The following is a 26,603-nucleotide window of genomic DNA, read 5'->3' on the forward strand; positions in this document are numbered from 1 at the left end:
ATACGGAGGGTTCCTCCGTTTAGCAAGGGGACATGAACGGTCCGTCATCAAGAGCTGGTGAGATGGAGACGAAACCACAAGACCGCCATCGCAAGCCGCGCGCCGATGCGCAGCGCAATCGCGAGCGCGTGCTCGAGGCGGCCAAGGCGGTGTTCAGCGTCGGCGGCGCCGAGGCCAGCCTGGAGGCGGTGGCGCGCCAGGCCGGCGTCGGCATCGGCACGCTGTATCGCCATTTCCCCACCCGCGAGGATCTGTTCGAAGCGGTGTACCGGCGCGAGGTCGAGCAGCTCGCCGAGCTTGCGGAAGAGCTGAAGAGCGAGCAGTCGGCGGTCGAGGCGCTCCGCCGCTGGCTGCGCTCGACGGTGCAGTTCGTCGCCACCAAGAAGGGCATGATGGCCGCGCTCGCGATCGTCATGAACGCGAACTCTGAGCTCGCGGCCTATTCGCACGGCCACCTCACCCGCTCGATCGGCGCGCTGCTGGCGCGTGCCGTCGCGGCCGGCGAGATCCGCAGCGACATCAGCGCCGACGACGTCCTGCGCGCGCTGATCGGCATGTGCTACATGCACGACCAGACCGGCTGGCAGCAGAGCGTGCTGCGGCTGTTGGATGTGTTCGTGGATGGGCTGCGGGTGGGGAAGGGGCGGGCGTGAGATTGCCTCACGCTGCGTATTAGCCGCTCATTGACTTGCCCGGGCCGACACGTCCGACGGCACTCTCGTCCGGGCGATACTCCGTAGATCCGGATGCTCCCTCCATCGTCATTCCGGGGCGCGCGAAGCGCGAGCCCGGAATCCATAACCACGTTCTGTTGCTGAAATTCGCAGTGCCTCTGTACGGCCCTCTCGCTCCACAACCAAGACCTGTGAGTATGGATTCCGGGCTCATTCGCTGCGCGAATGCCCCGGAATGACGAAGTTGGCGTGGGGTGATGCTATGAAACCGGCGTCCCGCAGGCGGCGCAGAATTTCGCGCGGGGTGTTCTCAACGGCTTTCCACACGACGTGCACGCCGGACCGAAATCACTTCGTCGATGGTGCCAGATCGCAAGGGCATTCGTCTCGTCAAAGCCGGTCAGTTCACGGTAGCGCTGCAGCACGCCCGCTTTGCTATCGACCGCAGCGGCGGCTTGCCCGAGAGTACATTCATTCAACCGCCGGTAGTCTTTGATGTCGTCGATCGGTTTCCTCAGGAGAGGCTCGATCTCCACCCACTCCTTCTCATCGAGCATGGGCACCTCGATGCCACAACGCCAGCAATATACTGTGATGGCCATCTCACCCCCGCAACCATTCCATCAGCGCCTGCGCCGTTTCCTCCGGCTGCTCGGGCTGCGGCAGGTGACCGCAATTCTCCAGCACGACCAGCCAGCTGCCGTCGATGCCGTCGGCCATTTCCTTCGACAGGCTGTTCGGGATGGTGTTGTCGGTGTCGCCGGTCAGCACCAGGGTCGGGCAGCGGATCGCTGTCAAGGTCGGCCGCGAGTCCGGACGCGACATGATGGCCGTCAGCTGCCGGATGAAGCCGATGACGCCGACCTCCTCGGCCATGTCGTGCACGAGCTGGCGCAGCCGCGGATCATCCTGGCGCGACGGATGCACGAAGCCCGAGAACAGCTCGTCGACCACGCCGTGATAGTCGCCCTCCTTGGCGCGGGTGATCATGGTGCGGCGGCGGGCGCTCGCCTCCGGCGTGTCGGGCCGCGCCTGGGTGTTGATCAGCGCCAGCCGACCCACGCGTTCTGGCGCCTGGCGCATGATCTCGAGCGCGATGTAGCCGCCCATCGAATGTCCCGCGAGCGCGAAGCGCGGCGGCGCCTCGGCCAGGATGCGGCGCGCGATCGCGGCCATGCTGTCATCGCGGATGTGGTTGGCCACCATCACCGGCCCGAGCCGCCACAGCGCCGGGATGACAGGCGCATAGATGCGGGGCGACGAGATCAGGCCAGGCACCAGCACGAGCGGCAGCGCATCAGTCATGGGTCTTCCCCCCGGAAACGGCATTCACCTGCAGGTCCGGGTGTTGTCCGCCCGGCATGCCATTTACGCGCGAGAAGCAGCCGATGTCCAACGATGTGCTGCGGCTCGCGCCCGCCGCCCCAGGCCGACAACCTCGTCCCCAGCCGAGTCCTGGCTCCTCCTGCGCCTCTTCGCGGCAGCGGGGGGGCCGGTCGGATGATCGCGGTGATCGGGTTGCCCGCGATGCTGCTTGGGCCGCGGCGCCTTCGGCTTTCGTGATTGCGGCGCCATTCGCGGCAATCTGGTGGCGTCGTCCGCAATTCGCGCGTGAGATCGGAGATCGAACTACTTCCGCTCCGGATCATGCCACCATCGCATGCAGCGCGATGATACCTGGACGGACCATCAATCGTGGCAAACAGGGTCGGGCGTCACGATAATATCACGTAATGGGCGTGGGCCGCGGCGTCGCAAGGCCTGCGACCACAACGATTAGTTCGCGCGGCCGGTAACTTCACGTGGCCGGCGATGGCCGGCTCTCTCGTGCTGCTGCGGAGATAAGTTGGTAGCACCGCGCTGTCGGTGATGACATCGGAACGAGTGTCGCGCGAAGTCCGGCTCTCACGAGAACGGCGAGTGCGCCGATCCGCGATGCAGCGAGGGGCGGGACGACGTGCTCGATCAGCGGCGCGACGATGCCTCCCGGCGATGTCGCTGCCGGATGGAGCAGCGGCGCTCGTGGCCGCGAGTTCGATGCGACGCGAGTTCGATGCGAAGGTTGCGGTGGCGTGACCTGATGCGCGAGCGAGAGCCAGCGCGCGCCGGCGGCCGAGGCCTCTCCCCGACGATCAGACGAGCAGAGGCTGCGCCGTCGCCGCGAGCTTCTTCAGCAGCGGCAGGAAGCGCTCCTTCATCTCGTCGACGCCGATGCGATCGACGTGGCCGCCGATGTTGGCGGCGGCGATGATGCCGCCGTCATATCGGCGAATCGGCACTGAAATCGAGCGGAAACCCTGCTCCGCCTCACCGTCGACGAGCGAGTAACCGTCGTCGCGGACGGCGATGATCGACGCGAGCAATGCTTCCTTGTCGGTGATCGTCTGCGGCGTCATCTCGGTCAGAGTCATGCGCTCGACGGCCTGGCGCAACTGATCGTCCGGCATCCGGCTCAGCAACACGCGGCCGACCGACGTGCAGAACGCCGGCAGCCGATAGCCGATTTCGAGCCCGGTCGAGAACATCCGCGTCGAGGTCGCGCGCGCGATGAAGACGACCGACTCGCCGTCGAGGACGGCGAGCGAGCAGACCTCGCGCGCCTCGCCGGCCATGCTGTCCATCAACGGCTGCATCACGCTGTTGATCTGGTTGGAGGCGAGATAGCTGGAGGCCAGCAGCAGCACGCGCGGCGTCAGCGAGAACAGCCGGTCGTCGCCATGGACGAAGCCGGAGGCCTTCAGGGTCAGCAGAATCCGTCGCACCGTGGCGCGGGCGAGGCCGGTGAGTTCCGCGGCCTTGCTCAGCGTCATCGGCCGGCCCTCGCGGCTGAAGGCTTGTATCACCCGCAGGCCGCGATCGAGCGCTTCCACGAACTCGGGGCCGTCGCCCCGAGCCTGCTTCTTCTCCTCATCAGTGCGCTTCAGTTTCGGCATCGGCCTGACATGATCCGCTGTTGTTGTTTTCGGCCGCAGTGAAGCTGCAGTCCGTTGGCCCCTCGGCTTCGGTTGTAGCTTTTTCACTTGCGCTTCTCCCCACTTAAAGCGAATCTAATCTGGGCGAACATGTGTTCGTCTAGCGAACATTATTAGATGATCGCGTGACGCTCAACGCCCGACTTGCGACGGAACAGGAGAGACGGCCATCATGATGAGCCAGGAGCAGAACGACCTGATCACGCGCGTCGGACCCGGCGCGCCCGCCGGTAAACTAATGAGGATGTACTGGCAGCCGGCCGCGCTGGTCGATGAGCTCGTGGGCGAGCGGCCGGTGCGCGCGGTGAAGCTGCTCGGCCAGGACTTCGTGCTCTTCAAGGATGCGCAGGGCCGCTACGGACTACTTGATCGCGATTGTCCGCATCGCGGCGCAGATCTCGCCTTCGGACGGCTGGAGAACGGCGGGTTGCGTTGCGCCTTCCATGGCTGGCTGTTCGACGCCGACGGCAATTGTCTGGAGACGCCGGCCGAACCGGCGGGCTCGCCGCTGTGCAAGAACGTCAAGCAGCGCGCCTATCCCGTGGTCGAGAAGGGCGGCATCCTCTGGGCCTGGCTGGGCGAGGGCGCCGCCCCGGCGTTCCCGGATCTCGACTGCTTCACCGCGCCAGACGCCTACACCTTCGCCTTCAAGGGCCTGATCGAGTGCAACTGGCTGCAAGCGCTGGAGGTCGGCATCGACCCCGCGCATGCCTCGTTCCTGCACCGCTTCTTCGAGGACGAGGATACGTCGACCGCCTATGGCAAGCAGTTCCGCGGCGCCTCCGCCGACAGCGAGCTGCCGATGACCAAGGTGCTGCGCGAATACGATCGTCCGATCATCAATGTCGAGGGGACCGAATACGGCCTGCGCATCATCGCGCTGCGTGAGATCGATGCCGAACGCACCCACGTGCGCGTCACCAATCAGCTGTTCCCGCATGCCTTCGTGATTCCGATGAGCACGGAGATGACGATCACGCAGTGGCACGTGCCGGTCGATGACGAGAGCTGCTATTGGTACGCGATCTTCACCAGCTATGGCGCGCCGGTCGACCGGGCGAAGATGCGGGCGCAGCGGCTCGAGCTCTATGAGCTGCCCGACTATCGCTCGCGCAAGAACAAGAGCAACGACTACGGCTTCGATCCACGGGAGCAGGCGACCGCGACCTACACCGGCATGGGCAACGACATCAACGTGCACGACCAGTGGGCGGTGGAGTCGATGGGCCGAATCCAGGACCGCACCCGCGAGCATCTGGGCCAATCCGACAAGGCGATCATCCAATATCGCCGGCTGCTGCGCGAGCAGATCGAGAAGGTCGCGAGCGGCGAGCCGCCGATGCTGTTCCTCGATGCCGCTGAGGCCCGCAGCGTGCAGGGCCCGGCGACGATGGACGGCATCGGTCCGACGCGCGGCTGGGAGACCTATTGGATGGAAGTCGATGTCCGCCGCCGCCGCAATGCCCCCTGGGCCCCGCCGGTGCCCGCGGATATCGTGCGGCGGGCCCCGCATCTGAGCGCGGCGGAGTAGCTCCTTTGCTCCGAGCTGCCGTAGGGTGGGCAAGGCCGGCGGAACGGCGCGTCGTGCCGTCCGACGGCCCGCCCACCATTCACGCGCACCGTCGCGGCGGTGGGCGCGTCGCGTTCGCAGTGTCCACTGGCGCAACAGCGGAGGCAGCGCCGCGAGCGCGCCTTTGCCCGTCCCACGATTCGAGGAGCCATCGTTGAGTTTCGTCGACAAGCATCAGTTGTGGACCGTCGAGCAGGCCGAGGCCGCAATGCGCATGCGCCGCCTCGCCGAGGAGCACGGCCTCACCACCATCCGCTTCTCGTTCCCGGACCAGCATGGCATCCTGCGCGGCAAGACACTCACTGTCGATGCTGCTTTGTCCTCGCTCGAGGATGGCTGCTCGATCACGACGACCCTGCTCGCCAAGGACACCTCGCATCGCACCGTGTTTCCGGTGTTCACCGCCGGCGGCGGCTTCGGCATGGCCGAGATGCAGGGCGGCAGCGACGCGCTGATGGTGGCCGATCCCACCACGTTCCGGGTGCTGCCCTGGGCGCCCGGCACCGGCTGGGTGCTGTGTGATCTGTATTTCGCCAACGGTGCGCCGGTCCCGTTCGCCACGCGCAATCTCTATCGGTCGGCATTGGCGACGCTCGAACAGCGTGGCTATCAGTTCATGGCCGGCCTCGAGGTCGAGTGCCACATCTTCAAGGTCGAGGATCCCAGGCTCGCGCCCGGTGATGCCGGCTCGCCCGGTCAGCCCGGCGTGCCGCCGACGGTCAGCCTGCTGACCCAGGGCTATCAATATCTCACCGAGCAGCGCTTCGATCAGATGGAGCCGGCGCTCGAGATCATCCGGGCGAACCTCGTCGCGCTGGGCCTGCCGTTGCGCTCGATCGAGCTCGAATATGGACCGAGCCAGTGCGAATTCGTGCTGCAGCCGGGCATCGGGCTGGCGCCTGCGGATACGATGGTGCTGTTCCGCAGCGCCGTGAAGCAGATCTGCCAGCGCCACGGCTATCACGCCACCTTCATGTGCCGGCCGCGCATCCCCAACGTGATGTCGTCGGGCTGGCATCTGCACCAGTCGCTGGTGGCGCGCGACGGCAGCAACGCGTTCATGACGGAGGACGCCGAAGGTCTGTCCGCGCTCGGCCGCCACTACATGGCGGGTCTGCTCGCGCATGCGCGTGCCTCCGCGCTGTTTTCGACGCCGACGATCAACGGCTACCGGCGCTACCGCGCCTATTCGCTGGCGCCGGACCGCGCGATCTGGGGCCGCGACAACAGAGGCGTCATGATCCGCGTGCTCGGCGGCCCCGGCGATCGCGCCACCCGCCTGGAGAACCGCATCGGCGAGCCCGCCGCCAACCCCTATCTCTACATGGCTTCGCAGATATCAGCCGGCCTCGACGGCATCGACCGCGAGCTCGATCCGGGACCGTCGGCGGATGTGCCCTATGAGACCAAGGCGAGCCTGCTGCCGAAATCGTTGCGCGAGGCGGTCGATGCGCTGAAGGACGATGCGTTCTTCCGCCAGGCGTTCGGTTCGACCTTCATCGACTACTACACCTTCATCAAGAACGCCGAGCTCGAGCGCTTCCAGCAGGAGGTCTCCGACTGGGAGCAGCGCGAATATTTCGAGATGTTCTGACGGCGCGGTGGCCCCTCACACGCTGCGCGTCAGCCCGCCGTCGACGCGGATGTTCTGGCCGGTGATGTAGGCGGCACCCTCGGAGGCCAGGAAGGCGATGGTCGCGGCGATCTCCTCGGACTTGCCGTAGCGGCCCATCGGCACCGTCTTACGGCGCTCCTCCGTCGCCGGCAGGCTGTCGATCCAGCCCGGCAGCACGTTGTTCATGCGGATGTTGTCGGCCGCGTAGGTGTCGGTGAAGATCTTGGTGAAGGATGCGAGCCCGGCGCGGAACACCGCCGAGGTCGGGAACATCGAAGACGGTTCGAAGGTCCAGGCGGTCGAGATGTTGATGATCGCGCCGCCCTTATGCGCCTGCATGACCGGTGTCACCAGGCGTGTCGGGCGGATGACGTTCAGCAGATAGGTATCGAGGCCCGTGTGCCACTGCTCGTCGGTCAGCTCCAGGATCGGCGCTCGCGGGCCGTGGCCGGCGCTGTTGACGAGCACATCGATGCGGCCCCAGCGGTCCATCGCGCCGTCGACGAGGCGTTTCAGATCGTCGCTGGACGTGTTGGAGCCGGTGATGCCGAGGCCGCCGAGCTCGGCCGCCAGCGCCTCGCCCTTGCCCGACGACGACAGGATCGCGACGTGGAACCCATCAGCGGCAAGCCGGCGCGCGGCCGCTGCGCCCATGCCGCTGCCGCCCGCGGTGACCAGTGCGACACGTTGTGTGGCCATGACGATGACTCCTGCCTTTCACGGATGACGACGGCGATCATGTAGCGCTGTTCTCCCGGTGGCGTCGAGCAAAACACAGGAACGCGCCGGTCGCCATGACGGCGAGCGACAGATCATCAACAAGCCGTATCGGCACCGATCTGATCCGGCGCGTTGCTTGACCGGCGGCTGCAACGCGCCGAAAATCGGAAACAGGCCGGTGCAACGGGAACGCGCCACCGCGTGGATCCGTTGAGACCGGACAGCAGGGAGGCACGATGCGCCACGTGACGACGCAGACACCGGCCGATACGCCGGCCGTTCAGGTTCGCGGCGCGTCGCGCGAGCCCGGCGTGGTCGCGGCGAGCGCCTATGCCGATGGCCGCCGCGTCGCCGACGTCGCGATCGAGGAGGCCGGCGCCTGGAGCAGGCGGCCGGGCCATGTGGTGTGGATCGGGCTGCATGAGCCTGATGCGGCGCTGCTGCAGCGCGTCGCGGATCAGTTCGGGCTGCACGAGCTCGCGATCGAGGATGCGTCGAAGGCGCATCAGCAGCCCAAGGTCGAGCGCTACGGCGACGCGCTGTTCGTCGTCGCCCGCACCGCGCAGCTCGTCAAGGAGCACATCGTGTTCGGCGAGACCCACATCTTTGTCGGCCCCGGCTTCGTGGTCTCGGTGCGCCACGGCGCCTCGACCTCCTATGGCGCGGTGCGCGAGCGCTGCGAGAGCTGTCCGGGCTCGCTCGCCAAGGGGGAGGACTACATCCTCTATGCGATCCTCGATTTCATCGTCGACAACTACCGGCCGGTGACCGAGAGCATCATGGCCGAGGTCGAGACGCTGGAGGAGGTCGTGCTGCAGCGGCCGCTGGCGCGCCACGAGGTCGACCTTCTGTATCGCCTGCGGCGCGACCTGCTGCGGCTGCGCCGCGCCGTCGGCCCCGTGGTCGACGTCTGCAAGCGGCTCGAGCATGTCGACAACGTCGCGATCGACGCCGAGATGGCGCCGCTGTTTCGCGACGTGCTCGACCACGCCAAGCGCGCCGAGGAGGATGCGGATTCCCTGCGCGAGATCCTCGCCTTCGTGTTCGAGGCCAGCATGATGGCCGGCCAGGCGCAGCAGACCGACATCGCCCGTCGGCTCACGGCCTGGGCCGCGATCCTCGCGGTGCCGACGGCCGTCGCCGGCATCTACGGCATGAACTTCGAGCACATGCCGGAGCTGAAATGGCAATACGGCTACTACGCCGTGCTGGGCTTCATCGCCACCGTGTGCAGCGTGCTGTACTGGCAGTTCCACCGGCGCGGATGGCTGTGAGGGGAGGGCCGTCGGTCCCTCCTCGCGAAGCGGGTTCAGCCACTTGCGAGCGGCGCGAAGGCGTTGCTCCAAATCCCCTGCGCCCAAGCGAGGCGCGGTGCCAGGGCGCCGAGTGCCGTGGCGCCGAGACCGCCGGGCACGGCGTGGCGCGTGTGACATCGAAATCGTTTGCCGTTGAGGAGGCAAGGGGTGCCATGGCGCAGCGGTCACGCCGCGGCGGATCGCCCCTGGTGCGCGGACCACCACGCGGCGATCGCGTCCGTCAGTTCGTCCCAGATCGCCGTCGGCAGGTCGGGCACGGCGACGCGCACGCTGTAGCGATCCGTGGTGGCGTCGTGAAACCATTCCGTCGCAGCGAAATCGAAGCCGAAGCTGCCGGCGTGGCGGATCGGCAGCCCGGCGCGCCGGAGATCGTCGCTCATGGCGGTTGCGGCTTGCCGCGCGGTGGCCTCGTCGAGCGGCGCGCGGCCGGCGAGCGTGACGTAGAGCCCGTGCGCGAAGTCGAGCTCCGCGGTCAGGCCGTGCAGCGCGGTCGCGAATTGACGCCGCGCGCGCCGGCTGTTGCGCAGGATGGCGGCGACGCGCCGCGCGGTCAGTTCGCGATAGGCGGGCAGGCCGACATAAGGCGGGAAATGCGCCGGCAGCGCCGCGCCGCCGAGCAGCCTGACGGCATTGCGCGTCTCGTCCGGCAGCGTCTGAAGCACAACGCGGCCCGCGGCGGCGGCCTTGCTCCAATCGATGAAGGCGACCGAGCCGAGCCGGCCGTATTCGGCGCCGAGCGAGTCGAGCTTGGTGTGGCTGCGCACCATCACGACCGGCACGTCCCAGCGTCGCGCCCAGGCCAGCACGCGGCGAACGCGGCCGGAGCCGTTGGCAAAGCAGGTGGTGTCGAAGATCAGGAGATCGATCACTGGGCGGTCGCAATTCAGTACGGCTTCGAAGCGCGGCGCGGTCGCGCTGGAATCGATCAGCAGCAGCCGCGGCGCGGGCGAGGGCTGCGCCAGCGCGGCGGCAAGGTCACGGGTCAGCGTCACCGGGCGCAGGTGCCGCGCATGCGCCGCGACCAGCTCCTGCGTCTCGCCATAGGAGCCCGGCAGCATCAGCAGGTCCGCCGTACCGAGAACGGGCCGCGTCGCGAGCAGCAGTGCCGCGATCGCCGCCATGCCGGAGATGGTGTAGATGGTGTCATGACGGCTCTCGCCCGCCGCGTAGAACGACGGCCCGCGCACGTCGAGATCGGCGCGCTGATAGTCGTAGCTGAAGGCGAACGGTCCGGCGCGATGATCGTCCGCATCCGCCCAGGCCGTCTCGGTCGCGGTCCAGTCGCTGAGCGCGTGCTCGGCCTTCAGCGCGGCCGCGAGCTGAAACTTGCGCCGGACGACCTCCATCACGGAGCGCGGCGCCGGCAGCGCATGCGGTCTCCGCAGGCAGCAATTCAGGAGCTGCAGCTCCTGATGCTTGCGGGCGAGATAGGCTTCGATCGTCTCCATCGGGCTCTTCACGGGTGATGCTGGCGGCCGGGATGCAACGCGCAGGGATTGCGATGGGTCCAACGGAGTGCGGCAATGCCGCGCGGTTTGCTGTAGTCTGGCCGGACAAGGAGGAGATGAATGGGCAGGGAACTCGAAGGCAAGGTGGCGGCGGTCACCGGCGCGGCGTCGGGCATCGGCCTCGCCAGCAGCGCGGCGATGCTGGCCGCCGGCGCGCGCGTCGTCATGATCGACCGTGATGCCGCGGCGCTGGCGAGCCTGCGCGAGCGGCACGGCGAGGCCGTGATCCCCGTGGTGATCGACCTGCTCGATCCCACGGATTGCGCCACCCTGCTGCCGCGCGTCCTCGATGCGGCCGGCCGGCTCGACATCCTTCACGCCAATGCCGGCAGCTATCTCGGCGGCGACCTCGTCGACGCCAGGACGGACGCGATCGACCGCATGCTGAACCTCAACGTCAACGTCGTGATGAAGAACGTGCGCGACGTGCTCCCGCACATGATCGCGCGCGGCTCCGGCGACATCATCGTCACCAGCTCGCTCGCCGCCCATTACCCGACGCCGTGGGAGCCGGTCTATGCGTCGTCGAAATGGGCGATCGACTGCTTCGTGCAGACGGTGCGCCGCCAGGTCTTCAAGCACGGCATCCGCGTCGGCGCGATCTCGCCAGGCCCGGTGGTCACCGCGCTGATCGCGGACTGGCCGGCCGAGAAGCTGAAGGAGGCGCGCGAGTCCGGCAGCCTGCTGGAGCCCTCGGAGGTCGCCGAGGTGATCATGTTCATGCTGACCCGTCCGCGCGGCATGACCATCCGCGACGTCGTGATGCTGCCGACGAATTTTGATCTGTAGGGCAGCCGGGTTTTCCTGAGCTGGAATCGGTCCCAAGTCATCGCCGCGCTTCAGGACATTCTTCAAGCGGCACGGGACGTCCTGTCCGGTGCCGTGTCTCCGATCGAGGGCGCGCGACGACCCCGTGGAACTACGGGGGTCGAATTAAGCGCAACCTTAATCATAAGGAACCTAGCGTGAGCCCGCGCAATCCGGGGGCAATAATGAAGATCGGCCGACTTTTCGCAATTTCCATGCTGTCGGTGACGGCTTTGGCCGTCCTGCCTGCTGCTCAAGTCGTGATCGAGCAGGTCAGGGCTGTCAGCCACAAGGCCGAGGCGATCAAGACGGTCGAGGCGTTCGGCGCCGTGCTGCTCTACGCGCAGGACGTGGTCGGCCATCGCGCCCCCTACATCACGCCGATCTTCCAGGATACTCCCGCCACGCCCGCGCAGCTCGAAGGCGTGCGCAAGATCAGGCAGTCCGCCGACGCATCCTTCGCCAGGGCGCGCGCGCAGCTGGCGAACGTCTCCAACGGCGAGGCGATCACGCGCAGCCTGGACCAGGCCTCTTCCAAGCTGAACGAGATCCTCGCCAAGGTGGACCCCGCGCTGACCGCGCCGCTGACCGCGCGCGATCCGGCCGTCATCAAGAGCTTTCTCCCCGGGGTCACCCAGGTCGCCCTGGCAATCGAGCCGATCCTGAACCAGCTGCAGAACCGCATCGCCAATGCCGACGCGTCGCTGACGACGCTGCTCGACGTCGCCCGCACCGCGCAGGACCTGCGCGTGACCGCCGGTGGTCGTGCCGCCGCGCTGTCGCCGGCGCTCAGCGCCCGCCGCGCCGTGGCACCGGCCGAGAAGGCGGCGATGGACCGCGCCCAGGGCCGCACCGAGGCCGACCGCGAGCGCCTGGACGCCGGCATCGACCAGCTCGGCAATCCGGAGCGGCTGCTCACGGCGTTCAAGGAGGCCCGTGACGCCTATTTCGGGCGCGCCGTTCCGATCGTCGACAAGGACATCGCAGCCGGGCTCGGCGATCTCAACTACACACTCACCGCCGACAGCCTGGCCGAGGCGGTCGTCCCGGCCGTGCAGAAGTTCTTCGTCGTGCGCGACGCCGCGATCGCCGAGGCCCGCGAACGCGCCGTCGCGGCGCGCGATGCAGCCTATCTGATGCTCGCGCTGGCGACGGCGGTGGTCGCGGCCCTCGCCGGCATTCTCGTGTTCGTCACCATGCTGCTGCGCCGCCGCGTGATCAACCCGATCGTGAACCTGACCGGCCTGATCGGCGAGATGGCGGCCGGCCACGACGACGTGGCGATCCCGACGATCAATCGCGACGACGAGATCGCCGCGATGACCGGCTCGCTGCAGACCTTCAAGGAGGCGCTGCTGGAGAAGAAGCGCGCCGAGCAGGCGGCCGCGGCCGACGCGCAGGCCAAGATCGAGCGCGGCCAGCGTGTCGAGCGCTTCACCCGCGAGTTCGAGATGGCGATCGGCGAGGTCGTCGGCGTCGTGTCATCAGCGTCGGCCGATCTGGAGCGCTCCGCCGCCACGCTGACGACGACCGCCGGCCGCTCGCTGGAGCTCGCCACCGTAGTGACCTCGGCCTCCGAGGAGGCCTCGACCAACGTGCATTCGGTCGCCGCGGCCGCCGAGGAGATGAGCTCGTCGGTCAACGAGATCAGCCGCCAGGTGCAGGACTCCGCGCGCATCGCCAACGAGGCGCTGGCGCAGGCGCGCAAGACCAACGACAACGTCGCGGAGCTTGCCAAGGCGGCGGCGCGGATCGGCGACGTCGTCGAGCTGATCAACGCGATCGCCGGCCAGACCAATCTGCTCGCGCTCAACGCCACCATCGAGGCCGCCCGCGCCGGCGAGGCCGGCCGCGGCTTCGCGGTGGTCGCCTCCGAGGTCAAGGCGCTGGCCGAGCAGACCGCCAAGGCCACCGGCGAGATCGGCCAGCAGATCGGCGGCATCCAGGCGGCGACCCAGGAGTCGGTCGGCTCGATCAAGGAGATCGGCGAGACCATCGCCCGGATGTCGGAGATCGCGTCCGCCATCGCCTCGGCCGTCGAGGAGCAGAGCTCGGCGACGCGCGAGATCTCGCGCAACGTCCAGCAGGCGGCGCACGGCACGCAGCAGGTGTCGGCGAACATCGCCAGCGTCCGGCATGGCGCCGACGAGACCGGCTCGGCCTCCTCGCAGGTGCTGTCCGCCGCGAAGTCGCTGTCCGGCCAGAGCAGCCGCCTCCGCGACGAGGTCAGCCGCTTCCTCGACTCGGTGCGCGCGGCGTGAGGGTGCATTATGCGTGGCCTCGACGAGGGCCGCGCATCGCCACCCGATCGCAGCAGCTATAGCCCGCATGAGCGCAAGCGACATGCGGGGCCAGCCCCCTCAGATATCGGTGCCGCTCATCCGGGCTACAGCTACTCAGATCTGCGCTGCTGCCGATGCTCCGCGATCGGACCGATCGCGCCCTTTGTTCTTCTCGGCTGCCCCGCTCTCCCGCGAACGCGGGAATCCATAACCCCAGGCGGATGTTAGCTTGCGAGACACGTTCAACTGAAGTGGACCCCACGCACGGGACCATGGATCGCCGAAAATTAAGGTGTGATCGCGCCTGCCCTGTCGTTCAAATCAAGCAGCTTCCTGCTGCTGCGTCTGGGCCTGCTGTGGGTATGTGGGCAACGCGTTTGCGTTGTCCAAGCGAAGCGGCATATCCACAGTCTGGGCCGCCTCGATCACATCCATGCCGGCGCGCCATGCCGCCATGGGAAACTGATTGTTCATCGCCTGGTGCGGGCGGCGATGATTATAAAAGGTCATCCATGAGCCGATGCCGTCTCGCGCTTCGCGCCCGTCAGCATAGGCTTTCAGATGCACTTCCTCATACTTGATCGAGCGCCACAATCGTTCGATGAAGATGTTGTCCATGAAACGGCCGCGTCCGTCCATCGAAATCGCAATGCCTGCAGCCTCCAGCCTGCCGGTGAAGGCTGAGCTGGTGAACTGCGCGCCCTGATCGGTGTTGAAGATCTTAGGCCGGCCGTGACGCGCCATCGCCTCGTCGAGCGCAGCGATGCAAAAGCCCGTATTCATCGTGTTCGACAAGCGCCACGCCAGCACCGCCCGGGTGGCCCAGTCGATGATCGCCACCAGATACAGGAACCCCTGCGCCATCGGAATGTAGGTGATGTCGGCCGCCCAGACGTGATTGGGCATCGGTGATGCTGACGCCGCGCAGCAGATAGGGATGGATCTTGTGGCCGGAGGCGGCCTTGCTGGTGCCGGGGCGCGGGACCAGCGCCAGTACCGTTAACGGACCGCCGGACAATGGTTGAAGTTTCCGATACAGGTGCTCTTTGAGTTTTGCTTCCAACCCTCTCCCTTTGAGGGGTTTCCAAGACATGTCTTGCAAGAAGTGGTCGACGTAGCGCCCTTGCAACCTAAGTTTTTGTAGCAGGTGCCCGCATGGACGGTCCAAGGAATGAAAACAATCGCGACTATTGCGGCGGCGGTGCAGATATTTCTCATCGTTTTTTCCCATTTGAAGCGGTGATGGTCTCGATCGAGCCGATAAGCGAAGGGCTCGACCAGCATTTCAGTCGTCAAAGCGGGCACGGCATTGGTAGCTACCAATGCTAACGCTGGAGACTTAAACTGACATCGGGGTCGCACCCCGTTTTCGCATTGGGAGAATCCCCCATGGGCCGCCCAGCTTCGCACGCGTCAACTTGCCGGACGCAGACGGGCATGGATCAAGGCGCCGGTGCGCCGTAAGGGTCGCCGAGCAGCACGCTGCGGATCGCCACCAGAAGGTCTTCTGTCATCTCCTGCTTGGCGACGTAGTCGTCGGTGCCGGATTCGAAAGCGCGGCGGACGTATTGCGGCGAATCATGCCTGCTCAATCCAGGTAGCGGCAGACGAACAAAGCGCGCGCGAACGTCTCTCACCAGATCCAAACCATTGCTATCGCCAAGGAACAGATCGACGATCCCTAGATCGGGTTTCGTGGCCGCGATGGCCACGAGCGCATCCCGTTGGGTGGCCGCCAAGGCACATACGACAAGACCGGGCTCAGCATTGATCAGCGCGGTCAGCCTGCGCCGCATCAGGGGTGACTGTCCACAATGAGCAGACGCCGCGTGCGCCGTGCTGATTGCGCAGTCCGCTTTAGCACCATGGCCCAGACCGCGTGTTCGGCCGTCGCGCTTGCCGGAGAGGGGCTGTGCCTGCTTGGTCGAGAAGTCATCGGCGGCATGGCAGACGTGTATGACACTAGCCGCGCACTTGGGCGAACTTTATGACTCAACCCAATCGGCCGATTGTAACCCATTGAGCCGCGCGTTGGGCGAGTTCAGCAGCCGATTCGATCGCCAGCTTATTCTTGATGTGCTCAAGATGGGATTCTACCGTTTTGACGCTGCGGTTCAGTAGACCAGCGATCTGCCGCGTGGTTCGGCCCTGACCAACGAGCCGAAATACCTGCAATTCCCGATCGCTCAGCGTGCGCACCGGCGAGGCGGTCTCGAGCGGTCGCGCGCCGACGCATCGTTCAGCCAGCCGCCGCTGCAGAGCCTCGCTCATGTAGGTCTCGCCTGCAAGCACCCGACGAATGGCAGCGATCACGGTCGATTCGAGCTGTTGTTTGGTGACATAGCCGAGGGCGCCGGCGCAAAGCGCGCGCTCGGCGAACACCTCTTCGTCGTACATCGAAAGCACCAGCGAGCGAACGCCGGGATGACGCGCTTTGATTTCCTTGACGAGATCTAGGCCGTCCTCGTCGCCGAGAGCAAGGTCTACGATCACCAGATCAGGGCGACTGATCGCGATGGTCTTGAGCGCGGCCACGCGCGTACCGACCGCGCCGTGAACGGCGAGGCCGTTTTCCGCCTCGATGAGGGCGATCAACCCGCGGCACAGCACGGGATGATCGTCGACGACAAGCAGCCTCTTCCGCACCGCGTCCGCGGCTTCAGCCAGGCAAGTGGGCATCGCCGATACTTTCCTGCCGTTCGTAATTCGATAACAGCGGAAACGCGCACGCAACCATGACGCCGCGACGGGCCTGCGGCTCCACAGTAAGAGAACCGCCGATCGCCCGCGCGCGGTAGTCCATGGTATAAAGCCCGATGCCGTCATGATCGCGCCATTTTTCGGGAAGCCCGACACCGTTGTCCCGGATGCTCAATAGTCCCGAGCCTGCAGTGCACGCCAGACGGATCTCGATTTCGTCGGCTCGGCCGTGGCTGACCGCATTGCGGACGGCTTCTTGGGCGATACGCACGAGGTGGCTCGTGGTTTCGCGGCCAAGATCGGGACAAGGGTTATCTTCCACAAACGCACAAAAGGCGCCATGAGCGGCGCTGACGTTGCGGGCGAGGCTCTCAAGGGAGCCGACAAGATCCGCGCTATTCAGACCGATCGAGCTGAGCCCACGAGCGAGGTCACGCGCCTCGCCGATGGTCTCGTTCAGCAATCGTACGAGTTCGGCCGCGGCCGCGGCGGGACCCGGTTGGCCGCTCGCCGCCAAACTTCGCCACAGCGCCGCAGCTAGCGCCGCTAAGCCGGCGAGCGATTGGCAGAGCCCGTCGTGGAGTTCACGCCCAATGCGCTGTCTCTCGCGAGAGGCAATCGCAAGAATTTCACGTTCAAGAATTTCTTGTTGCCCAATATCGCGAGTTATGGCTTCGATCTGCTCCCGTTGCATCGAAGACCAGCCAGGTTTTCTCGTGACTAAGATACACCCTTAGGATGTATCAGTAGTATGATCGAGTCAACTTCAAAGATCGATTTAAACCGCATAACTTTATGTACATTAAAGCTACGCGCCGCACCGTTGTAATTGTCGATCGGCAGGGCGTCGATGAAGCTCATCGCGTCGACGGAGAACACCGCGCCGCCATTCGCCGTCTTTCCCGACGCTAGCATGAGTCAGTGGACGCTGAGCCTTGCAGCTTCCATACGCATGAAATGTGGACGTGAGGTGAAGGTCTCACAGGCGTTGAATAGCGGGCAGCGGGTTTATCCTCATTCATGATTGATCGCCTCGGCAACTCTGTTGAGGCAATCTCATGACAGGCAAGATCAAACCAATCTCGATCTGTCTCGCGGGCGCCCGACCGCAAGGTACGACCGCCGTGCTTCCACGTCAGTTGCGCGAAACGGAAATGCAACGCCAGCGGTCGCCACGCCTCCATTAGACGTCCGTGTAGCAGCCAGTCCCCCGGCTTCCGTCGGGTTTGGTGAAGTGCGTGCGTGCATTCACGACACCGATGTCTCCAAGGACCCTGATCTGGATGTCGCTGCCGGAAATCTCGGTGACCGGCGACTTCCGGGCGACTTGCCGCAGGAAGCCGGCGCGGTCGAGGACGGTCCCGTCCGGGGATTACGGTGACGCTGGGATTACGGTGACGCTGCACCAAACAAAGCCCCCTCCGCCGCCCGTATCCCAGCTCTGCTGAAACTGCCCGTCGTGCCACTCTGCCGCACCCATTCCCCTTGTGCCGTCGGGCAAATCACCTGCACATTTCCGGCCGTCCCGTGCTCATCGAAGAGGGGCGTTCGCGAGTCGTCACGAGCGTTGGGTGTGGGATGCGATGGCCGGGTCGGAGTTGCAGCGCGCATTCGCGAGCGGACGAACAACTTCGATACGGACGGTGAAGTCGCGTGGTCCTGGCCTCCCGATGCTGAGGTCAAGCTCGCTGATGTGCGTCAGTGCATCGCGGGTGATGGGGGCAACAAAGCCCGGTCCCCAGGGAGAGCGCGTATAAATCGTAAGCCCATTGCGCAGGGAGGGCCGGGTGTGTTCGGCCAGACCTGTGGTACCTGCCGCCTGCATTTTTTTCCGCAGGCGGGCCACGGGCGCGGCCAGCGCCCGGCCTTCCCTGCGCCCTCGATTTCCGGAGAGGGCGGTGCTGCAGCAGAGCTCGGACGCAAATTGCGCCGCGAGGCCGATGACGCGCATCTGCGCGTGGCAAGTGGTCCCGAGGCGTCGCCGAAGATCATGTAGGGGGAAGAATGCCCTGGTGCTGCCGGACAGGATTGAACTGTCGACCTCTCCCTTACCAAGGGAGTGCTCTACCACTGAGCTACGGCAGCAAAGGGACTGGCGGGGACCGGCCCGAAAGCCGCGACCGAACGCGGGCGGTTCTTGCCACAAGGTCCCCGCCTGCGCAAGCGCGGCTCGCCTGGTTTTCCGGGAAAGACGTCCGCGTGATGCATCGAAAGGGAGCGAAAGACCTTCGAATCGGAGTGAAATCGCCCGTTCGCGGCGGATTCTCGCGGTTTGCCGCTCGAGGTGCCCAACTGGCCGCAGCCGCGGCGGCAACTCCCCATCCGGGCAGGCGACGGCCGGCCGGGCGGAACCTAGCGTCTGCGTCGCCAACGCCTCTTGGCTTTCGCACCTGCGGCCCCAATTGTGCCTCTGGTATGGGGTGACCGGGGGAAGGGATGACGGATAAGACCGGGAAGGCGGCGCCGAAGGGTGCGCGCGAGGAGCGGCTGAAGCAGGCGCTGCGCGAGAACCTGAAGCGGCGCAAGGCGCAGAGCCGCGAGCGCAGCCAGGCGGTGACGGTCGAGAAGGACGGCTTGGACGAGGCCGCTGCCGACGGCCGGGACGATTCGAAGCATTGAGCAGATGGCAGGCGGGGTGGGCGTGATGGCAGCGGATGAAGGGATGACGGCGGATGCGGCGGCACAACGGGCGGAGCTCGCGAAGACGCTGCCGCGCTTCGACCAGACTTTTCCGGAGCTGACGCCCCAGGAGATCGCGCGCCTGCGCGGCTTCGGCGAGATCCAGACCTATCGTGACGGCGAGCTGCTGTTCGAGACCGGCAAGCCCGGCCCCGGCATGTTCGTCATCCTCAAAGGCCATGTCGCGATCACCCAGCGTGACGGCCTCGGTCACGTCACCCCGGTGATCGACCAGGGGCCAGGGCAGTTTCTGGCCGAGATCGCCCAGCTCTCCGGCCGCGTCGCGCTGGTCGATGGCCATGCCGAGGGCGACGTCGAGGTCATCCTGATTCGCCCCGAACGGTTGCGCGCGCTGTTGATCGCCGAGGCCGAGCTCGGTGAGCGCATCATGCGGGCGCTGATCCTGCGCCGTGTGAATCTCATTCAGGGCGGCGCCGGCGGCCCGGTCATGATCGGGCCGCCGCAATCGGCGGCGATCGCGCGGCTGCAGAGCTTCCTCACCCGCAACGGCTTTCCGCACCATCTGCTCGATCCCGCCGTCGATCACGACGCCGCCGACCTGATCGCGCGCTATTCGCCGACCCCGGCCGAGCTGCCGCTGGTGGTGGTGTCCGACGGCAGCGTGCTGCGCAATCCCAGCGAGACCGAGCTGGCGCGTGCCGTCGGGATGATCGGCGGGCCGCGCGGCGAGAAGATCTACGATGTCGCGGTCGTCGGCTGCGGGCCGGCGGGCCTTGCCACGGCGGTGTATGGCGCCTCCGAAGGTCTTTCCGTCGCGGTGCTGGACTCGCGTGCGTTCGGCGGCCAGGCCGGCGCCAGCGCGCGCATCGAGAACTATTTCGGCTTCCCGACCGGCATCACCGGCCTCGCGCTGACCGCGCGCGCCTTCAACCAGGCGCAGAAGTTCGGCGCCGAGATCATGATCCCGGTGTCGGTCAATGCGCTCGACTGCGAGCGCAAGGCCGGCGCCTTCGTGCTGGCGCTCGAGGGCGGCGACGAGGTGCGGGCGCGCTCGGTGGTGGTCGCCAGCGGCGCGCGCTATCGCCGGCCTGATCTTGCCCGGCTCAAGGAGTTCGAGGGGCGCGGCGTGTGGTACTGGGCCTCGCCGATCGAGGCGCGGCTGTGCGCGGGGCAGGAGGTCGCCCTCGTCGGCGGCGGCAATTCCGCGGGGCAGGCCGCGGTGTTTCTGTCGGGGCACGTCAAGAAGGTGCGGATGATCATCCGTGGCGGCGGGTTGGCCGCGTCGATGTCGCGCTATCTCATCGAGCGCATCGAGGCGACGCCGAACATCGAGCTGTTGTTCAACACCGAGGTCGTCGCGCTCGATGGCGGGGCCGACACCGGCCTCGAACGCATCACCTTGAAGAGCCGGCTGTCCGGCGAAGAGACGCCGGCCGACATCAGCAATCTGTTTCTGTTCGTCGGCGCCGATCCCGCCACCGGCTGGCTCGACGGCTGCGGCATCACGCTCGACCGTGCCGGCTTCGTCGTCACCGGCGCGCAGTCGGAGCAGAATGCCGGGCGGATGGTGTCGCCGCTCGAGACCTCGGTGCCCGGCGTCTATGCGGTCGGCGACGTCCGCTCCGGCTCGGTCAAGCGCGTCGGCGGTGCGATCGGCGAGGGGGCCCAGGTCGTCGCCGCGCTGCACGGGTTTCTGGCCGATGCGCTGGTCCCGCCGGTCTGATTCGCGCCTTTCCGCCGCGGGGGCCGTACCGTCAGGGGATGAATTCCCGGCGGCTGCGACCTGCCGTTGCGAACTCATCAAATCGCCGTAATGTCGGTCCTGTTGCGCCGACCTTAGCCCAATTTCCCGGCCAGCCCAGCAGGACCAGCATGGATCGCATTCGCATCGTCGGCGGCAACCCGCTTCACGGCATCATCCCGATTTCGGGCGCGAAGAACGCTGCGCTGCCGCTGATGATCGCGGGTCTTTTGACGCCGGAGACGCTGATCCTGGACAACGTCCCCCGCCTCGCCGACGTCGCGCAGCTGCAGCGCATCCTCGGCAATCACGGCGTGGACATCATGGCCGTCGGCAAGCGTCCCGGTGACGGCCAGTATCAGGGCCAGACGCTGCAGATCTCGGCGGCCAACATCATCGACACCACGGCGCCCTATGAACTGGTGTCGCGGATGCGCGCCAGCTTCTGGGTGATCGCGCCGCTGCTCGCGCGCATGCACGAGGCGCGGGTGTCGTTGCCGGGCGGCTGCGCCATCGGCACGCGGCCGGTCGACCTCCTGATCATGGCACTGGAAAAGCTCGGCGCCAGCATCGAGATCGATGCCGGCTATGTCGTCGCCAAGGCGCCGGGCGGCCTGCGCGGCGGCACGATCGATTTTCCCAAGGTCACCGTCGGCGGCACCCATGTCGCGGTCATGGCCGCGAGCCTCGCCAAGGGCGCGACCGTCATCACCAACGCCGCCTGCGAGCCGGAGATCACCGATCTCGCCGACTGCCTCAACAAGATGGGCGCGCGCATCACCGGCGCCGGCACGCCACGCATCGAGATCGAGGGCGTGGCGTCGCTGCACGGCGCGCGTCACACCGTGCTGCCCGACCGCATCGAGGCCGGCACCTATGCGATCGCCGCGGCGATGACCGGCGGCGATGTCCGGCTCGCCGGCGCGCGGCCGGAGCTGTTGCAGTCCGCGCTCGACGTGCTGACCGAGGCCGGCGCCGAGATCTCGAGCGACGCCGAGGGCATCCGTGTCGTCAGAAACGGCCACGGCATCCGCCCGGTGCAGGTGACGACCGCGCCGTTCCCCGGTTTTCCGACCGACCTGCAGGCCCAGCTGATGGCGCTGATGGTCTGCGCGCAGGGCGCCTCGGCAATCACCGAGACCATCTTCGAGAACCGATTCATGCATGTGCAGGAACTCGCACGGTTCGGCGCGCGTATCAGTCTCGACGGCGAGACCGCGCGGATCGAGGGCACCTCTCATTTGCGCGGCGCGCCCGTGATGGCGACCGATCTGCGCGCCTCGGTGTCGCTGGTCATTGCCGGGCTTGCTGCGGAAGGCGAAACCATGATCAATCGCGTCTACCATCTCGATCGCGGCTTCGAGCGGCTGGAGGACAAGCTGAAGGCCTGCGGCGCCACGATCGAGCGCATCCGCGAGTGAAGGCGCTGCCAAGAGGATGAGACCGTGACCGACCGGCTCAAACTGATCGCGCTCGATGCCGACGATCTCGCCGTCATCTCGGCCCATGTGCAGGACGCGCGGGTGCAGGCGGCCGACATCATCTGGCGCCAGGCCGAGAAGCGGCTGGTGATCGGCATGAACCGGCTCGACTGGGATCAGGCGCTGCATGGTGAGAGCGAGCCGCGCCGGCTGCTCGCGGCGTTGCGGTTCGACCGGGTGCTGGCCTGCAAATCGCGCCGCATCGACCTCGCCGCGCCCGCGGCCGTGCTGGAGCTGATCGGCATCGAATTCCATGCCGGCGCCGAGCCGCCCGCCGGCAGCGCGCTGCTGCTGTTCTCCCACGGCGGCGCATTGCGGCTCGACGTCGAATGTCTGGAATGCGAGCTGACCGATCTTGGCGAGGACGATCTCGGCACCAGCGATATCGAAGGCGTCCCGCCGCTGACCGGGTAGGCGCCGGTTCAAAGGGTTGACGGCCCCGCGCTGCCGCGCCATTGAGCAGGAGGTCGGGGGCAGCCACCCCTTCGGAAAGTGCCAGAGATGCCCATTCGCCTGTCCCGCGCCAGCACCGATTTCGACACTCAGTTTCGGCAGTTTCTCGCCGCCAAGCGCGAGACCTCCGCCGACGTCGAAGCCGCCGCCCGCGCCATCGTCGACGACGTCGCCCGGCGCGGCGATGCGGCGCTGCTCGAGGCAACGCGCAAGTTCGACCGGCTGGAGCTCGATGCCTCCTCGCTGCGCGTGACGGCCGCCGAGATCGAGGCCGCCTTCAAGGCCTGTGACGCCGCGACCTTGGATGCGCTGAAATTCGCCCGCGACCGCATCGAGGCGTTTCATCTCAAGCAGCTGCCGGCCGACCAGCGTTTCACCGACGAAGCCGGCGTCGAGCTCGGCTGGCGCTGGAGCGCGATCGAATCCGCCGGGCTCTATGTCCCCGGCGGCACCGCGGCCTATCCGTCCTCGGTGCTGATGAATGCCATTCCCGCCAAGGTCGCCGGCGTCGGCCGGCTCGTGATGGTGGTGCCGGCGCCGGACGGCAAGCTCAATCCGCTGGTGCTGGCGGCCGCCCATCTCGGCGGCGTGTCCGAGATCTACCGCGTCGGCGGCGCCCAGGCGGTGGCCGCGCTGGCGCATGGCACCGCGACGATCGCTCCGGTCGCCAAGATCGTCGGCCCGGGCAACGCCTATGTCGCCGCCGCCAAGCGGCTGGTGTTCGGCAAGGTCGGCATCGACATGATCGCCGGCCCCTCCGAGGTGCTTGTCATCGCCGACGACAGCGGCAATGCCGACTGGATCGCCGCCGATCTGCTCGCCCAGGCCGAGCATGACGCCAGCGCGCAATCGATCCTGATCACCGACAGCCGCCGCCTGGCCGATGATGTCGCCCGCGCCGTCGAGGGCCAGCTCAGGACCCTGCCGCGTGCCGCGATCGCCGGCGCGTCCTGGGCCGATTTCGGCGCCATCATCGAGGTCGAGCATCTCGACCAGGCCGTGCCGCTGGCGGACGCCATCGCCGCCGAGCATCTGGAGATCATGACGGCCGATCCCGACGCGTTCGCGGCCCGTGTCCGCAATGCCGGCGCCATCTTCCTGGGTGCGCACACGCCCGAGGCGATCGGCGACTATGTCGGCGGCTCCAATCACGTGCTGCCGACCGCGCGCTCGGCGCGGTTCTCCTCCGGTCTCGGTGTGCTCGACTTCATGAAGCGCACGTCGCTGTTGAAATGCGGCCCCGAGCAGTTGCGCGCGCTGGGGCCAGCGGCGATGACTCTGGGCAAGGCCGAGGGTCTCGACGCCCATTCACGCTCCGTGGGAATACGCCTCAATCTGCCATGACCCAGCACCCGCCAGGCGACGACCGGACCAATCGCATCGTGGCGGTGACGCTCGACGAGGAGTCGATCGGCCGCTCCGGTCCGGACATCGAGCATGAGCGGGCGATCGCGATCTACGACCTCGTCGAGGAGAACCTGTTCGCGCCCGAGGGCGCCGACGGCGCCGGTCCCTTCACCCTGCATCTCGGCATCACCGCCAACCGCCTGATGTTCGACATCCGCAAGGAGGACGGCACGCCTGTCGTAACGCACCTGTTGTCGCTGTCTCCGTTCCGGCGAATCGTGAAGGACTACTTCATGATCTGCGACAGCTACTACCAGGCGATCCGCACCGCGACCCCCGACAAGATCGAGGCCATCGACATGGGCCGGCGCGGCATCCACGACGAGGGCTCGCGCACCTTGCAGGAGCGGCTGAAGGGCAAGGTGCGGGTCGATTTCGAGACCTCGCGCCGGCTGTTCACTTTGATCACGGTGCTGCACTGGAAGGGCGAGGGCCAGTGATGCCGCGGGCCGCCACGCGCGCGTCCCAGCTTTCGGCCAAGGGCGCCTAGGCGCATGGCCGAGGGGCCGCCGCGCGCGCGCCAGCCGCAGGCGGTGCTGTTCGCCTGCGGCCAGAACAGCGTGCGCTCGCCGATGGCCGAGAGCCTGCTGCGCCAGATGTATCCGCAGGCGCTCTATGTCCGCTCCGCCGGCGTCAAGAAGGGTGAGCTCGATCCGTTCGCGGTGTCTGTCATGGCCGAGCTCGGCCAGGACATCTCGCAGCACAAGCCGACCACCTTCGAGGAGCTCGAGGACTGGGAGGGGCTGAATTTCGACCTCATCATCACCCTCTCGCCCGAGGCCCATCACAAGGCCCTGGAGCTGACCCGCACCATCGCCGCCGACGTCGAATACTGGCCGACGCCCGACCCGACCGGCACCGACGGCAATCGCGAGCAGAAGCTCGCGGCCTATCGCGAGGTCTGCGACGGGCTGTTCACGCGGATCCGCAAGCGTTTCGGCAAGCCCGGTCCGGCGGGCTTGTAGGTTCCCGGTTCCACCGCAGGTGTCATCGAACCGAAATACCAACGTCGTCCCCCGCTCAAATTCGCGCCGTAGAGCAGGCTCGTCGCAGCCTTGTCGCAGCCTTCGGGTTGTGGAATGGCAGCCCTTCCGATAGGTTCCGCGCGCACGCCCCGCCGCTTCCGAATCCCCCAGCGAAATCAGCATGCTCGGCCGTCCCAAAATCGTTCTTGCATCCGGCTCGCCGCGGCGTCTGGCGCTGCTCAACCAGGCCGGCATCGAGCCCGACGCGCTGCGCCCGGCCGACGTCGACGAGACGCCGAAGCGTGGCGAGCTGCCGCGCGCCTGCGCCAATCGGCTGGCCCGCGCCAAGGCCGATGCCGCGCTCAAATCCGTCCAGCTCGACGACGAGCTGCGCGGCGCCTTCATCATCTCCGCCGACACCGTGGTCGCGGTCGGCCGCCGCATCCTGCCGAAGGCCAATCTGGTCGACGAGGCCTCGCAGTGCCTGCGCCTCCTGTCCGGCCGCAACCACCGCGTCTACACCGCGATCACGCTGGTGACGCCGAAGGAGGCGTTCCGCCAGCGCCTGGTCGAGACCCGCGTCCGCTTCAAGCGGCTCAGCGAGGACGACATCCAGGCCTATATCGGCTCCGGCGAATGGCGGGGGAAGGCCGGCGGCTACGCCGTGCAGGGCATCGCCGGCTCGTTCGTGGTCAAGATGGTCGGCTCCTACACCAACGTCGTTGGCCTGCCGCTGTACGAGACCACGACGCTGCTCGCCGGCGAGGGGTTTCCGATCCGCTTCGGCTGGCTCAACACCGTCGGAGTCTGACGCCATCCTTGAGGAGGTGCATCGCGCGTCGCGGGCGCCTAGATAGCGGCCATGTCCCAAGAATCGACCCGTTCGACCAGTTCCCCATCCGCCGCCTCCGCCAAGCCCACCGGCCGCTGTCCGATCTGCCGCCGGCCCGCAGCCGAGGCCGTCCGCCCATTCTGCTCGCCGCGCTGCCGCGACGTCGACCTGCATCGCTGGCTCAGCGGCTCCTATGTCATCCCGGCCACCGAGGGCGACGAGGACGACGTCGAATAGGGCCGTGTTTTCATGGCTTTGCCCCAGCGGAGCCGGCCGTCCGGCGGCGGCCCCGGGGCCTTCCGCGCAACTGCGAAAGGAATGTGAAAACTTCGCCTCAGGGCGGTAGACAGCGCCGCCCGCTCTGACTATAACCCGCCGGCTCGCCGGGCTTTTTTGCCCTTCACGAGACCTGCCCAGGTAGCTCAGTTGGTAGAGCATGCGACTGAAAATCGCAGTGTCGGTGGTTCGATTCCGCCCCTGGGCACCACGCTTCGCCCGTTGGGCTACGCGTGGCGCAGCCGCGCTGTAGTCCAACGGGCGAAGCGTGCCCGGCGAAGCCTCTTGGCGAAGCCGGGCGTTTGAGCCCCCCAAGTCTCGCTTGAGACCCGCTCTCTGATCTCCGATCAACCTTGTCAAACAGCCTGCCGCTCGTCGCCGTAGCTCGCGGCCATGCGCTCGCAACCTCGCGGCTGGATTGGCCCGAGCTCTGCTGCATGTGAGCGTCCTCATCAATTGAGAGGGCGCAGGGAAGGCCGAGTGCCGACTGGCACCCGCGGCCCCCGTGCGAAAGAGAGTGCACGGGGCAGGAACCACAGGCTCAGCCGGAAACAACCCGGCCTTCCCTGCGCGATGGTTTGAACGGCTGCTCCGTGCTCTCCCAGGGGACCGGGCTTGCTTGCCCCCGTCATCGACATCGTCGC

Annotated in this window: 25 protein-coding genes, 2 tRNA genes and 2 pseudogenes; 18 read left to right on the top strand and 11 right to left on the bottom strand. The window is 66.9% G+C overall.

The window, feature by feature from the left end; translation table 11 throughout:
- The first annotated feature begins 62 nt into the window (after nucleotides 1–62).
- On the top strand, nucleotides 63–653 hold the full coding sequence (locus ACQR03_RS22495) for a TetR/AcrR family transcriptional regulator (protein ID WP_315751324.1): 591 nt from the start codon (nucleotides 63–65) through the stop codon (nucleotides 651–653).
- A 281-nt stretch (nucleotides 654–934) separates the two neighbouring features.
- Here ACQR03_RS22495 and ACQR03_RS22500 read toward each other — a convergent pair whose 3' ends face one another.
- The 3 genes from ACQR03_RS22500 to ACQR03_RS22510 all read right to left on the bottom strand — a co-directional run bounded on the left by ACQR03_RS22500 (nucleotide 935) and on the right by ACQR03_RS22510 (nucleotide 3,607).
- Nucleotides 935–1,231: a zinc-ribbon domain-containing protein gene (locus ACQR03_RS22500; RefSeq protein WP_315751326.1), complete on the bottom strand. Its 297-nt coding sequence runs from the start codon at nucleotides 1,229–1,231 to the stop codon at nucleotides 935–937.
- A gap of 46 nt (nucleotides 1,232–1,277) precedes the next feature.
- Nucleotides 1,278–1,979 (bottom strand): alpha/beta fold hydrolase, encoded by a 702-nt coding sequence (locus ACQR03_RS22505; RefSeq protein ID WP_315751328.1) that lies wholly within the window; start codon nucleotides 1,977–1,979, stop codon nucleotides 1,278–1,280.
- An 827-nt stretch (nucleotides 1,980–2,806) separates the two neighbouring features.
- On the bottom strand, nucleotides 2,807–3,607 hold the full coding sequence (locus ACQR03_RS22510; protein WP_315751330.1) for an IclR family transcriptional regulator domain-containing protein: 801 nt from the start codon (nucleotides 3,605–3,607) through the stop codon (nucleotides 2,807–2,809).
- Between the two features lie 211 nt (nucleotides 3,608–3,818).
- On the opposite strand from ACQR03_RS22510, the gene ACQR03_RS22515 reads away from it, so the two are divergent.
- Both ACQR03_RS22515 and ACQR03_RS22520 read left to right on the top strand, forming a co-directional pair.
- Nucleotides 3,819–5,177 (top strand): aromatic ring-hydroxylating dioxygenase subunit alpha, encoded by a 1,359-nt coding sequence (locus ACQR03_RS22515; protein WP_315751332.1) that lies wholly within the window; start codon nucleotides 3,819–3,821, stop codon nucleotides 5,175–5,177.
- 193 nt (nucleotides 5,178–5,370) lie between these two features.
- Entirely contained in the window at nucleotides 5,371–6,810 is a 1,440-nt protein-coding gene (locus ACQR03_RS22520) for a glutamine synthetase family protein (protein WP_315751333.1), read from the top strand.
- 15 nt (nucleotides 6,811–6,825) lie between these two features.
- Here ACQR03_RS22520 and ACQR03_RS22525 read toward each other — a convergent pair whose 3' ends face one another.
- A complete protein-coding gene (locus ACQR03_RS22525; protein ID WP_315751335.1) occupies nucleotides 6,826–7,530 on the bottom strand; it encodes an SDR family oxidoreductase in 705 nt (234 codons plus the stop codon).
- Between the two features lie 257 nt (nucleotides 7,531–7,787).
- Between ACQR03_RS22525 and ACQR03_RS22530 the strand changes: the two genes are divergently transcribed.
- Nucleotides 7,788–8,825: a magnesium and cobalt transport protein CorA gene (locus ACQR03_RS22530; protein WP_315717882.1), complete on the top strand. Its 1,038-nt coding sequence runs from the start codon at nucleotides 7,788–7,790 to the stop codon at nucleotides 8,823–8,825.
- A 206-nt stretch (nucleotides 8,826–9,031) separates the two neighbouring features.
- On the opposite strand, the gene ACQR03_RS22535 is transcribed toward ACQR03_RS22530, so the two are convergent.
- Complete coding sequence (locus ACQR03_RS22535; protein WP_434841892.1) at nucleotides 9,032–10,315, bottom strand: hypothetical protein; 1,284 nt, start codon at nucleotides 10,313–10,315, stop codon at nucleotides 9,032–9,034.
- A 120-nt stretch (nucleotides 10,316–10,435) separates the two neighbouring features.
- On the opposite strand from ACQR03_RS22535, the gene ACQR03_RS22540 reads away from it, so the two are divergent.
- A complete protein-coding gene (locus ACQR03_RS22540) occupies nucleotides 10,436–11,164 on the top strand; it encodes an SDR family oxidoreductase (RefSeq protein WP_315717881.1) in 729 nt (242 codons plus the stop codon).
- 203 nt (nucleotides 11,165–11,367) lie between these two features.
- A complete protein-coding gene (locus tag ACQR03_RS22545; RefSeq protein WP_315828007.1) occupies nucleotides 11,368–13,443 on the top strand; it encodes a methyl-accepting chemotaxis protein in 2,076 nt (691 codons plus the stop codon).
- A gap of 342 nt (nucleotides 13,444–13,785) precedes the next feature.
- On the opposite strand, the pseudogene ACQR03_RS22550 reads toward ACQR03_RS22545, so the two are convergent.
- A pseudogene (locus ACQR03_RS22550) lies at nucleotides 13,786–14,455 on the bottom strand (IS3 family transposase); the annotation flags it as partial.
- Nucleotides 14,456–14,619: 164 nt separating this feature from the next.
- Here ACQR03_RS22550 and ACQR03_RS22555 point away from each other — a divergent pair.
- Nucleotides 14,620–14,793: a hypothetical protein gene (locus ACQR03_RS22555; protein WP_315717878.1), complete on the top strand. Its 174-nt coding sequence runs from the start codon at nucleotides 14,620–14,622 to the stop codon at nucleotides 14,791–14,793.
- A gap of 113 nt (nucleotides 14,794–14,906) precedes the next feature.
- Here the strand turns inward: ACQR03_RS22555 and ACQR03_RS22560 are convergent, their stop codons facing one another.
- The 4 genes and pseudogenes from ACQR03_RS22560 to ACQR03_RS22575 all read right to left on the bottom strand — a co-directional run.
- Nucleotides 14,907–15,260 (bottom strand): response regulator, encoded by a 354-nt coding sequence (locus ACQR03_RS22560; protein ID WP_315717877.1) that lies wholly within the window; start codon nucleotides 15,258–15,260, stop codon nucleotides 14,907–14,909.
- Nucleotides 15,261–15,456: 196 nt separating this feature from the next.
- Nucleotides 15,457–16,143, bottom strand: coding sequence for a response regulator transcription factor (locus tag ACQR03_RS22565; RefSeq protein ID WP_315717876.1), 687 nt, complete (start codon nucleotides 16,141–16,143; stop codon nucleotides 15,457–15,459).
- Nucleotides 16,124–16,858 (bottom strand): sensor histidine kinase, encoded by a 735-nt coding sequence (locus ACQR03_RS22570; RefSeq protein ID WP_315717875.1) that lies wholly within the window; start codon nucleotides 16,856–16,858, stop codon nucleotides 16,124–16,126. Before ACQR03_RS22570 ends, ACQR03_RS22565 begins: the two co-directional genes overlap by 20 nt.
- 489 nt (nucleotides 16,859–17,347) lie before the next feature.
- Nucleotides 17,348–17,521: pseudogene (locus tag ACQR03_RS22575) on the bottom strand (nuclear transport factor 2 family protein); the annotation flags it as partial.
- 432 nt (nucleotides 17,522–17,953) lie between these two features.
- Between ACQR03_RS22575 and ACQR03_RS22580 the strand changes: the two are divergent.
- Nucleotides 17,954–18,160: a hypothetical protein gene (locus ACQR03_RS22580; protein ID WP_316165561.1), complete on the top strand. Its 207-nt coding sequence runs from the start codon at nucleotides 17,954–17,956 to the stop codon at nucleotides 18,158–18,160.
- Nucleotides 18,161–18,174: 14 nt separating this feature from the next.
- Here the strand turns inward: ACQR03_RS22580 and ACQR03_RS22585 are convergent.
- Nucleotides 18,175–18,249: transfer RNA gene (locus ACQR03_RS22585), tRNA-Thr, on the bottom strand.
- Between the two features lie 351 nt (nucleotides 18,250–18,600).
- Here ACQR03_RS22585 and ACQR03_RS22590 point away from each other — a divergent pair.
- The 10 genes from ACQR03_RS22590 to ACQR03_RS22635 all read left to right on the top strand — a co-directional run bounded on the left by ACQR03_RS22590 (nucleotide 18,601) and on the right by ACQR03_RS22635 (nucleotide 26,170).
- Nucleotides 18,601–18,783 (top strand): hypothetical protein, encoded by a 183-nt coding sequence (locus ACQR03_RS22590; protein ID WP_316165560.1) that lies wholly within the window; start codon nucleotides 18,601–18,603, stop codon nucleotides 18,781–18,783.
- A 43-nt stretch (nucleotides 18,784–18,826) separates the two neighbouring features.
- Entirely contained in the window at nucleotides 18,827–20,527 is a 1,701-nt protein-coding gene (locus tag ACQR03_RS22595; RefSeq protein ID WP_410052261.1) for an FAD-dependent oxidoreductase, read from the top strand.
- Between the two features lie 149 nt (nucleotides 20,528–20,676).
- Nucleotides 20,677–21,966, top strand: a complete 1,290-nt coding sequence (gene murA, locus ACQR03_RS22600; protein ID WP_316226730.1) for a UDP-N-acetylglucosamine 1-carboxyvinyltransferase — start codon at nucleotides 20,677–20,679, stop codon at nucleotides 21,964–21,966.
- A 24-nt stretch (nucleotides 21,967–21,990) separates the two neighbouring features.
- Nucleotides 21,991–22,440, top strand: coding sequence for a DUF2948 family protein (locus ACQR03_RS22605; protein ID WP_316175679.1), 450 nt, complete (start codon nucleotides 21,991–21,993; stop codon nucleotides 22,438–22,440).
- 87 nt (nucleotides 22,441–22,527) lie between these two features.
- Nucleotides 22,528–23,823, top strand: a complete 1,296-nt coding sequence (hisD, locus tag ACQR03_RS22610) for a histidinol dehydrogenase (RefSeq protein ID WP_316202000.1) — start codon at nucleotides 22,528–22,530, stop codon at nucleotides 23,821–23,823.
- Entirely contained in the window at nucleotides 23,820–24,326 is a 507-nt protein-coding gene (locus ACQR03_RS22615) for a UPF0262 family protein (RefSeq protein WP_315717869.1), read from the top strand. Before hisD ends, ACQR03_RS22615 begins: the two co-directional genes overlap by 4 nt.
- A 54-nt stretch (nucleotides 24,327–24,380) precedes the next feature.
- The gene (locus tag ACQR03_RS22620) at nucleotides 24,381–24,851 is read left to right on the top strand and encodes a low molecular weight phosphatase family protein (RefSeq protein ID WP_315717868.1); all 471 of its coding nucleotides are present in this window, start codon (nucleotides 24,381–24,383) and stop codon (nucleotides 24,849–24,851) included.
- A gap of 181 nt (nucleotides 24,852–25,032) precedes the next feature.
- The gene (locus tag ACQR03_RS22625; protein WP_006613056.1) at nucleotides 25,033–25,662 is read left to right on the top strand and encodes a Maf-like protein; all 630 of its coding nucleotides are present in this window, start codon (nucleotides 25,033–25,035) and stop codon (nucleotides 25,660–25,662) included.
- Between the two features lie 51 nt (nucleotides 25,663–25,713).
- Entirely contained in the window at nucleotides 25,714–25,920 is a 207-nt protein-coding gene (gene yacG / locus ACQR03_RS22630) for a DNA gyrase inhibitor YacG (RefSeq protein ID WP_315751356.1), read from the top strand.
- A gap of 174 nt (nucleotides 25,921–26,094) precedes the next feature.
- Nucleotides 26,095–26,170 (top strand) — tRNA-Phe (locus ACQR03_RS22635).
- Nucleotides 26,171–26,603: the final 433 nt, after the last annotated feature.

Source organism: Bradyrhizobium sp. HKCCYLS3070, assembly GCF_051167575.1.
Classification (GTDB): Bacteria; Pseudomonadota; Alphaproteobacteria; order Rhizobiales; family Xanthobacteraceae; genus Bradyrhizobium.

What these genes read in the sequence shown, in the direction of transcription:
- ACQR03_RS22495 (WP_315751324.1), top strand. Translation starts at nt 63, where the DNA reads ATGGAGACGAAACCACAAGACCGCCATCGCAAGCCGCGCGCCGATGCG.
- ACQR03_RS22500 (WP_315751326.1), bottom strand. Translation starts at nt 1,231, where the DNA reads ATGCTCGATGAGAAGGAGTGGGTGGAGATCGAGCCTCTCCTGAGGAAA.
- ACQR03_RS22505 (WP_315751328.1), bottom strand. Translation starts at nt 1,979, where the DNA reads ATGACTGATGCGCTGCCGCTCGTGCTGGTGCCTGGCCTGATCTCGTCG.
- ACQR03_RS22510 (WP_315751330.1), bottom strand. Translation starts at nt 3,607, where the DNA reads ATGCCGAAACTGAAGCGCACTGATGAGGAGAAGAAGCAGGCTCGGGGC.
- ACQR03_RS22515 (WP_315751332.1), top strand. Translation starts at nt 3,819, where the DNA reads ATGATGAGCCAGGAGCAGAACGACCTGATCACGCGCGTCGGACCCGGC.
- ACQR03_RS22525 (WP_315751335.1), bottom strand. Translation starts at nt 7,530, where the DNA reads ATGGCCACACAACGTGTCGCACTGGTCACCGCGGGCGGCAGCGGCATG.
- ACQR03_RS22530 (WP_315717882.1), top strand. Translation starts at nt 7,788, where the DNA reads ATGCGCCACGTGACGACGCAGACACCGGCCGATACGCCGGCCGTTCAG.
- ACQR03_RS22535 (WP_434841892.1), bottom strand. Translation starts at nt 10,315, where the DNA reads ATGGAGACGATCGAAGCCTATCTCGCCCGCAAGCATCAGGAGCTGCAG.
- ACQR03_RS22540 (WP_315717881.1), top strand. Translation starts at nt 10,436, where the DNA reads ATGGGCAGGGAACTCGAAGGCAAGGTGGCGGCGGTCACCGGCGCGGCG.
- ACQR03_RS22545 (WP_315828007.1), top strand. Translation starts at nt 11,368, where the DNA reads ATGAAGATCGGCCGACTTTTCGCAATTTCCATGCTGTCGGTGACGGCT.
- ACQR03_RS22555 (WP_315717878.1), top strand. Translation starts at nt 14,620, where the DNA reads ATGGACGGTCCAAGGAATGAAAACAATCGCGACTATTGCGGCGGCGGT.
- ACQR03_RS22560 (WP_315717877.1), bottom strand. Translation starts at nt 15,260, where the DNA reads ATGCGGCGCAGGCTGACCGCGCTGATCAATGCTGAGCCCGGTCTTGTC.
- ACQR03_RS22565 (WP_315717876.1), bottom strand. Translation starts at nt 16,143, where the DNA reads ATGCCCACTTGCCTGGCTGAAGCCGCGGACGCGGTGCGGAAGAGGCTG.
- ACQR03_RS22570 (WP_315717875.1), bottom strand. Translation starts at nt 16,858, where the DNA reads ATGCAACGGGAGCAGATCGAAGCCATAACTCGCGATATTGGGCAACAA.
- ACQR03_RS22590 (WP_316165560.1), top strand. Translation starts at nt 18,601, where the DNA reads ATGACGGATAAGACCGGGAAGGCGGCGCCGAAGGGTGCGCGCGAGGAG.
- ACQR03_RS22595 (WP_410052261.1), top strand. Translation starts at nt 18,827, where the DNA reads ATGACGGCGGATGCGGCGGCACAACGGGCGGAGCTCGCGAAGACGCTG.
- murA (WP_316226730.1), top strand. Translation starts at nt 20,677, where the DNA reads ATGGATCGCATTCGCATCGTCGGCGGCAACCCGCTTCACGGCATCATC.
- hisD (WP_316202000.1), top strand. Translation starts at nt 22,528, where the DNA reads ATGCCCATTCGCCTGTCCCGCGCCAGCACCGATTTCGACACTCAGTTT.
- ACQR03_RS22615 (WP_315717869.1), top strand. Translation starts at nt 23,820, where the DNA reads ATGACCCAGCACCCGCCAGGCGACGACCGGACCAATCGCATCGTGGCG.
- ACQR03_RS22620 (WP_315717868.1), top strand. Translation starts at nt 24,381, where the DNA reads ATGGCCGAGGGGCCGCCGCGCGCGCGCCAGCCGCAGGCGGTGCTGTTC.
- ACQR03_RS22625 (WP_006613056.1), top strand. Translation starts at nt 25,033, where the DNA reads ATGCTCGGCCGTCCCAAAATCGTTCTTGCATCCGGCTCGCCGCGGCGT.
- yacG (WP_315751356.1), top strand. Translation starts at nt 25,714, where the DNA reads ATGTCCCAAGAATCGACCCGTTCGACCAGTTCCCCATCCGCCGCCTCC.